Annotated in this window: 5 protein-coding genes, 1 tRNA gene and 1 pseudogene; 2 read left to right on the top strand and 5 right to left on the bottom strand. The window is 30.6% G+C overall.

Features of this window, described 5'->3' with window-relative positions:
- Positions 1 to 169 (top strand): PhnA domain-containing protein (locus QM495_RS02075; protein WP_408670452.1); only part of this gene is annotated, 169 nt, incomplete at its 5' end.
- Between the two features lie 131 nt (positions 170 to 300).
- Here QM495_RS02075 and QM495_RS02080 read toward each other — a convergent pair.
- Entirely contained in the window at positions 301 to 1,689 is a 1,389-nt protein-coding gene (locus QM495_RS02080; protein ID WP_408670449.1) for a dipeptidase, read from the bottom strand.
- A gap of 120 nt (positions 1,690 to 1,809) precedes the next feature.
- On the opposite strand from QM495_RS02080, the gene QM495_RS02085 reads away from it, so the two are divergent.
- Positions 1,810 to 1,891 (top strand) — tRNA-Leu (locus tag QM495_RS02085).
- Positions 1,892 to 1,951: 60 nt separating this feature from the next.
- Here QM495_RS02085 and QM495_RS02090 read toward each other — a convergent pair.
- The 4 genes and pseudogenes from QM495_RS02090 to QM495_RS02105 all read right to left on the bottom strand — a co-directional run.
- The gene (locus QM495_RS02090) at positions 1,952 to 2,563 is read right to left on the bottom strand and encodes a hypothetical protein (protein ID WP_408670450.1); all 612 of its coding nucleotides are present in this window, start codon (positions 2,561 to 2,563) and stop codon (positions 1,952 to 1,954) included.
- Positions 2,564 to 2,701: 138 nt separating this feature from the next.
- Complete coding sequence (locus QM495_RS02095; protein ID WP_408670453.1) at positions 2,702 to 3,286, bottom strand: hybrid sensor histidine kinase/response regulator; 585 nt, start codon at positions 3,284 to 3,286, stop codon at positions 2,702 to 2,704.
- An 86-nt stretch (positions 3,287 to 3,372) separates the two neighbouring features.
- Entirely contained in the window at positions 3,373 to 3,822 is a 450-nt protein-coding gene (locus tag QM495_RS02100) for an acyl-CoA thioesterase (protein ID WP_408670451.1), read from the bottom strand.
- A 95-nt stretch (positions 3,823 to 3,917) separates the two neighbouring features.
- Positions 3,918 to 4,313, bottom strand: a pseudogene (locus QM495_RS02105) (hypothetical protein); the annotation flags it as partial.

Below are 4,313 nucleotides of genomic sequence, written 5' to 3' on the forward strand. Positions count from 1 at the left end.
TTCTGTTGTGCTGATTAAAGATTTAAAAGTAAAAGGCTCTAGTATGGTTGCAAAACAAGGTACTGCTGTTCGAAGAATTTCTTTAGATCCTGAGAACGAAAAATATATAGAAGGTAAAGTTGGTCCAACCCAAATTGTTATTATTACTGATTATGTGAAGAAGTTGTAAAACTTAAAATTATACATAAAAAGCCTGTAATTTAAATTACAGGCTTTTTATGTTAATTAGTGAGATTCTGAAATAATACTTCGGTAAGCTCAGTACAGGCTCAGCTTGGTATGACAGATTTTTAGTGATAATTACTTGCTCATTTCTACAAAATATTTAAAAAATAAAGGAATAGTTTCAATTCCTTTTAAGTAATTGAATACTCCAAAATGTTCATTAGGAGAGTGAATAGCATCACTATCTAACCCAAATCCCATTAAAATAGTTTTACTTTTTAATTCTTTTTCAAATAGTGCAACAATTGGAATACTCCCTCCTGAACGTTGTGGAATTGCAGGTTTCCCAAAAGTTTGGGTATATGCTTTGTTAGCAGCTTTATAGCCAATATTGTCTATTGGAGTAACATAACCTTGTCCACCATGGTGAGGAGTTACTTTTATAGTAACACCTTTTGGTGCAATACTTTTAAAGTGTTTTGTAAATAATGCAGTAATTTCTTCTGTTTCTTGATTTGGAACTAAACGCATAGATATTTTAGCATACGCTTTACTTGCAATTACAGTTTTAGCACCTTCACCAGTATAACCTCCCCAAATCCCATTTACATCTAACGTTGGACGAATTGAATTCCGCTCGTTTGTAGTATAGCCTTTTTCACCATACACAGCTTCAATGTCTAAAGCATTTTTATAATCTTCTAATGAAAAAGGAGCTTTTGCCATTTCTGCTCTTTCTTCTTTTGAAAGTTCTTCAACTTTATTGTAAAAGCCAGGAATTGTGATATGATTATTTTCATCGTGTAATGAAGCAATCATTTTTGTTAAGATATTTATTGGGTTTGCAACTGCACCACCGTATAATCCAGAATGTAAATCACGGTTTGGGCCAGTTACTTCAACTTCAACATAACTTAAACCACGTAAACCAGTTGTAATAGATGGTTGTGTGTTGGAAATCATACCAGTATCTGAAATTAAAATAACATCATTACTTAATTTATCTTGATTGCGTTCAACAAACCAAGCCAAACTAGAGGAGCCAATTTCTTCTTCACCTTCTATCATAAACTTTACGTTACAAGGTAGTTTTCCATTTACAGTCATGTATTCCAATGCCTTTACATGCATATACATTTGACCTTTATCATCACAGGCACCACGTGCGAAAATTGCACCATCAGGGTGTACAGCTGTTTTTTTAATTATGGGTTCAAAAGGAGGAGAATCCCAAAGGTCAATAGGGTCAGCAGGTTGTACATCATAATGGCCATAAACCAAAACGGTTGGTAAGTTTGTATCAATAATCTTTTCTCCATAAACAATAGGATAACCTGGAGTTTCGTAAATCTCTACAGTATCACATCCTGCTTTATTTAGCGCATTTTTTACAGCTTCAGCGGTATTTAAAACATCTTGACTATATGCTGAATCTGCACTAATTGATGGTATTTTTAAAAGCTCAATAAGTTCGTTGATAAATCGATCTTTATGTTGATTAACGTATGATTTTATATTTTCCATTAAAGTATAATTTGTTTATTCAAAAATACGGAATTTTATTCGGAATTAAATTGAAAAAAATAACAAGTATCTTCTTTGCAATTTTAAAGTATTGTGTATATTTGCACCCACAATAATTAAGCGGGCGTGGTGGAATTGGTAGACACGCTAGACTTAGGATCTAGTGCCGCAAGGTGTGAGAGTTCGAGTCTCTCCGCCCGCACAAAAAAAGCTTCTCATTTTTGAGAAGCTTTTTTATTTGAAAAGCATGCTAAAAAATATATTAGTATCTTCTTTGTCCTTGTCCTTGACCTCTTCGGTTAAAACTTTGACGATTACCTTGACCTTGTGATTTTTCTTGAGTTTTAGGCTTTAATTTTTTTAATTCAGATCGTTGGTATTTAAGCCAAGTTTTATATTGTTTTTCAGTTAACTCTTTTTTAAAAGTTGTATTTAATGTATTTTTCTGAAGCTGTACTTTTGAGCGAATAGGAGCAAGCATTTCACGAGCTGTTATTTGTGATTCTCTCATTGTGTTAAAATCATGATTTAATAGAACTTCATTTCTTTTTTTAGTTAAAAATGATTTTACATCGTCAAATGTTTCATAATTAAATGTTTTTATTTCATTGATTTTATTGTTGTACTTTAAAATGGCATGTTTAACAATTCCTTTTTTGGGAGTCTTTTTTATTTTTAATTTTTTAACTACCTCATCATAATTGTACATGATTATTTCAGCCATATTTTGGGGGTTAATGGCTTGTTGTGGCATTAGGTTGTTTTGACCTTGATGTTGTGATGAACCTCCTCTATTTCCTCTTTGTTGAGAAAATAGTACCGTTGTAAAAGTTAATAAAAGTGTAAATAATATATATTTTAGTATTGATTTCATTTTATGAATATTAAAAATTTATTAAAAATAGTTTAAGATAGTAAAAGTAGCAACATTTGCTGCTTTAATAATAAAAGCTGATGGCATTAACTAAAATTTAACGTTAAAACTTTAAATTTATATTATAAACCAAGATTATTAAAACTGTAGATGTTTATTTAATATAAAATTTAATGTTTTTTTACTAATTGGTTTTGAGATAAAATCATAGCAACCAGCTTCTTTAGATTTTTTAATATCAGAAGGTGTAGAATAAGCTGTTTGAGCGATAATTGGAATGTTTGGATTTAATTCTTTAATTATTTTAGTAGCTTCAAAACCATTCATTAAAGGCATTTTAATATCCATAAATACAAGATTAATAGTTGAATTGTTTTTACAAATATCTATGGCTTCTTTTCCATTTTTTGCATGTAAAAGAGTACAATCTATTTTCATAGAATCTTGTAGTAAAGTTTCAATAAAAATATAATTTACCTCTTCATCTTCTGCAATTAGAAACGTTAAATTCTTATTCTTTTTAGAAATATATGTTTTCTTTTTTATACTATAATTAGTGTGCGCGGGTTTGTAAGGCAGTATAACAGTAAATGTAGATCCTTTTCCTTTTTTAGATTTTAATTTAATTTTCCCTCCTAATAATTCTGCGTTCTCTTTAGCTATAGATAATCCTAATCCTAAGCCTCCAGATTTCTGTGAAAGTTCTTTTTTTCTTGTGAAAATCTACCAAATATTGTTTTTTGGTTCTCTTTATTTATTCCTAAACCTGTATCTTTTACATAGATTTTTAGTTGAGGTGGATTTGTTTTTTATTTCTTATTTTTTAGTTCAATCTCAATAAAATTAGATGACTTTGGGAGGTCTTTAAAAATTTCAGCAAATTTTTTGGGTGGAGCTGTTAACTTTCTTTTAATTAAATCTATCCAAGCACCATAAACTTTAATTTCGGCAGCTAATTTACCTTCTTCATTAAAAATTTGATGATTAAAACGCCAACGCTCAATACCTTTTGAAACGCCTTCTAATTCCATTTTTACAGTAATATTTTCACCAATATGAATTTCTTTTATAAACGAAGTTTCTTCTTTAAATAAAACCGGACCAATATTTAGTTTAGCAAATTCGTTGATAGACAATCCATGTTTTTGAAAAAAGCGCACTCTAACTTCTGCTGCATAATCATTATAAGCCGTATGGCGCATATGGCGATTTGGGTCAAAATCTGACCATTTGGTATGAAAGGTTATTTGAAAATTCATGTGTTAATTTTTGAAATCGCTAAATTAGACAAATCAAAAAAAAGAGCCGAGATATTTCTCGACTCATTTTAATAATAATTAGATAAGCAATTAATTTAATTTTTTATACAACGAACGGAGGAGCCTACAGTTCTACCAATATAAGGATAAATGTATGCATTAGTAGTTGTAAATTGTAAACCATTTGGTGTTATTTGATTGGTAGTATTAATGCTACTGCTTAGATAAAAAGCTCGAGAATTGATGTAAGCAAATGTACCATTTGTGGCTCTAGCACCAGCCATTGTCCATTTCAAAGGTGAAGCAAACGCTCCAGCAGCATTATTAGTAATCCAGCTTAATCGCTCCGCATCAAATTCAGCTGCAGTAGGTATTCGATAACCACTAGGGCAAGGATTGTTAATACCGTTTACACCTTGCCATAAATTATTATTTTGAGTAGAGCGCCAATCTGGACTAGTTGGAACAGCGATAAACTTATTATGCCCTGG

Source organism: Lutibacter sp. (assembly GCF_046055765.1).
Classification (GTDB): Bacteria; Bacteroidota; Bacteroidia; order Flavobacteriales; family Flavobacteriaceae; genus Lutibacter.